This is a genomic window from Micromonospora aridisoli, assembly GCF_056150025.1.
This window is the reverse complement of sequence record NZ_JAXCFK010000035.1, coordinates 1-2852: the sequence shown is the minus strand read 5'-3', so window position 1 is coordinate 2852 and position 2852 is coordinate 1. Positions and strand designations below refer to the sequence as shown.

Genomic DNA, 2852 nt, shown 5'->3' with positions numbered 1-2852 from the left:
CCAGCCTATTCGGTTGGCTTTGTTGTATCTGTCACCTGTTATAACCGAAATCGCTTACACGTCAATAGTCTATCAAAAAAATTGAAGTCAAAATCATTGACGGGTAACCCATCAAAAAACGAGTTTTTGACGGCTTACCCGCCTCCTACTTGGTTCCGCGAGGAGTCAGCTTTGGGTAACTGGCCTGAATCCCCTGAGATAAATTATTTTTGGCCTTTGCGATCCTGCTTCCAGTTCCACCACCACCTGCAGGAGCCGGTTTTGGTTTCAGATAGTCTTTGATGTCCGGGCTACTGATTACCTCATTAGACCCCTTCGCTACCATAGAACGCCCGCCCCTTGAGCTTCTGGCGTATCCATAATGAACCTGTGACTCAGTAGTTCTATGCCCCATAACCTCAGCTATTTGAGTTTTTGAGACACCCGCTTTTTTTAAATCGCTTGCTACTTGGTGGCGGTATGTATAAAGAGAAGTCCCGTTATAATGGTTATTAAAATACTTGCGTAAACTGTCATAATCGCTTTTTGTTTGAGTAGCTAAAACCTCACCACCATTTTTATAAATGGCCTCCATAATAACCTGATCGCATTTATTACCATCACGAACAGAAACACCTATTGCTCTATACTTATGACCTTTATCATCCGATACCTTTGCACCTTTAACCTGCGCAAAAATCATACCACCTATAAACTTTAGCTTTACGCCTTTTTGCATTTCTGCCGGGCGTATACCAAATACTGAAATAACAGCAAAAGCTAATGAATGCCTATCATATAAGTTCTTTTTCAACTCCAAACCATTTAAAACAACATCAGGATCAGGAGCCTTTTTAAGTCCTTTTTTCTTACTGAAAGAAACTTTTTTAAACCCCTCTTGGCTTTTTACATCATTAAATAGAATTCTATTATCAGATAAAAATTCATCTTCAAATTTAATAGCAAGTTTAAATGCTTCTTGGATTAGTTTTTTTCCTGCTTCATAATCTTTAGAACGCATAGCCTTTTCAGATTTACGTCTCAAGTTCTGGATCTCTTCAGTGATGCAAAACCTGAAGGCTGTACGCCTCTTATCAAAGCTAGAGGCCGTCCCCGCTTGCATCAGAAGCTCATGAAAGGATGCATCCGGGTGACGTTCTATAGCAGATCGGTAGTGCTTCCTGTACTGCTCTTTTGAGGCATCGTTGGCATTCGTTTTCACTTTCCCGATGATACCTTTAATCATTTTATCAATTTGTATTTCGATGAATGTACCGCTATCAATTGATTGTTGATGTGCTATCATCAATCTTGCTTCAGCTATTTGTTTTTGCTTTTTGGTTAGCTCCATGTCAGATCTCCTTTTTATTTTTACATTGGTGTTGTCTGTATTTTTATTCTTCCTATTGCGAAAAGTCGCTCGCTCCTAATCGCAAAAGTCAGAATAAAAAAAGGTGTTTTGCTACCCGCAACTTTCTTATTTTTCTGTCGAAAAAACGAAAGACACACCTACATTATTGCGAACGAAAGGGCCGTTCTCAATAATGTTAAAATCTTACGTTCCCAATAATGTATATGCAATTAATAATCAATTATTTTTGGATTGTCCATGTACCTTTAAAAAATTATTTTCTAGCGCGTCAGCGAGTGGGATTTATTCAAAAAAAAAAGGCCGGGGGTTTATCCGGCCTTATAATATTTTAGGTTTTATCTTCTATGAAATGTTATTCGGTTTGCATAAATACCTTTCAGTACCAAGAAACCTACACCCATAAAAACAAATCCTAAAATCATGGATGATCCTGACTGTGTATACATTGCTAACAATGCACCGCCGACCATCCCCACTAACCACACCAAGAAGACTAACCAACCGGGCGGCGTTCCATACTTCACCGTAGCAAGGCACGTTCGACAAACATGCACTCCCTTCGTCAGCTCAGTATCACAGTACGCACAGTGGAGAACTTCTTTTGTGTTGTTTTCCATATCAAAAAATCCAATAAAGTTTGATAGTTACAGACCATTTTTAAATTGATCTGACCTTCGCCTATTCTTCGTAAAGTGCTCGAAAAAAAAGCGTCATTTATCGAAGGATTTCTACCAAACTCTAGATTTTTCATGGAGTTGAAGCTGCGCCGATCTTACTCTCTCTCAAATAAAAGATCGAGTATTACTAACTCTGATCAAGCCTTCGGCCTGTGCTACGCCATAAGGGATAAAGGATGTTCAGCCCCCAGAAAAAGGGCGCTTCACCCAAAGTTTCGCCTCCTCGAATTCATCACGAATTCAAGTTGACGATCCTTTGGTAAAGCGTCTTTTTTGAGCTTCACCCAAAGAGCAGCGACTTAGAGCTGAAGGCAGTTTCCCACCAACTGGCACCCTGTTGCACCCCCGCTGTCGCCACATAGCACTACTTGCAGAATCCTAACCCCATTTATGGCTGGGCTTTCTCATAGCTGGCCTGAATCCTTACCAAGCGCCTTAGTGACTCGTTCCCGGTCTGGTCTTTTGCAACACTCCCCGTTTAGACCAACACCAACACCTACCCGAACAATCACATGCATATGCCTCCATATGCGGCTCCACAGGTAGATCCCGATACAATGGGTTATTAAATGTATTGGTGCTTAAGGACTTGAAAAGGCTAGATTTTTTTTGGCACTTGTAAGGAAATAGGTTTGACTTTTACGCGGATGTAGGATAGATTTGATCTACATATCGTAATCACGTTGTCTGAACCAACTTGGTTACAAGACCTAAAAAGTCTGCAAACTTTTTAAGTCCCTCAAAGCCAGCCTATTCGGTTGGCTTTGTTGTATCTGTCACCTGTTATAACCGAAATCGCTTACACGTCAATAGTCTATCAAAAA

At 40.6% G+C, this 2852-nt stretch carries 1 protein-coding gene; it reads right to left on the bottom strand.

All coding sequences use genetic code 11. The annotated features are described in order from the left end of the window. Positions 1-145 precede the first annotated feature (145 nt). On the bottom strand, positions 146-1330 hold the full coding sequence (locus SM447_RS29180; protein WP_474576087.1) for a hypothetical protein: 1185 nt from the start codon (positions 1328-1330) through the stop codon (positions 146-148). Between the last annotated feature and the right edge of the window lie 1522 nt (positions 1331-2852).

Bases quoted from the DNA above. Each gene is read 5' to 3' on its own strand.
- SM447_RS29180 (WP_474576087.1), bottom strand. From the start codon at position 1,330: ATGGAGCTAACCAAAAAGCAAAAACAAATAGCTGAAGCAAGATTGATG.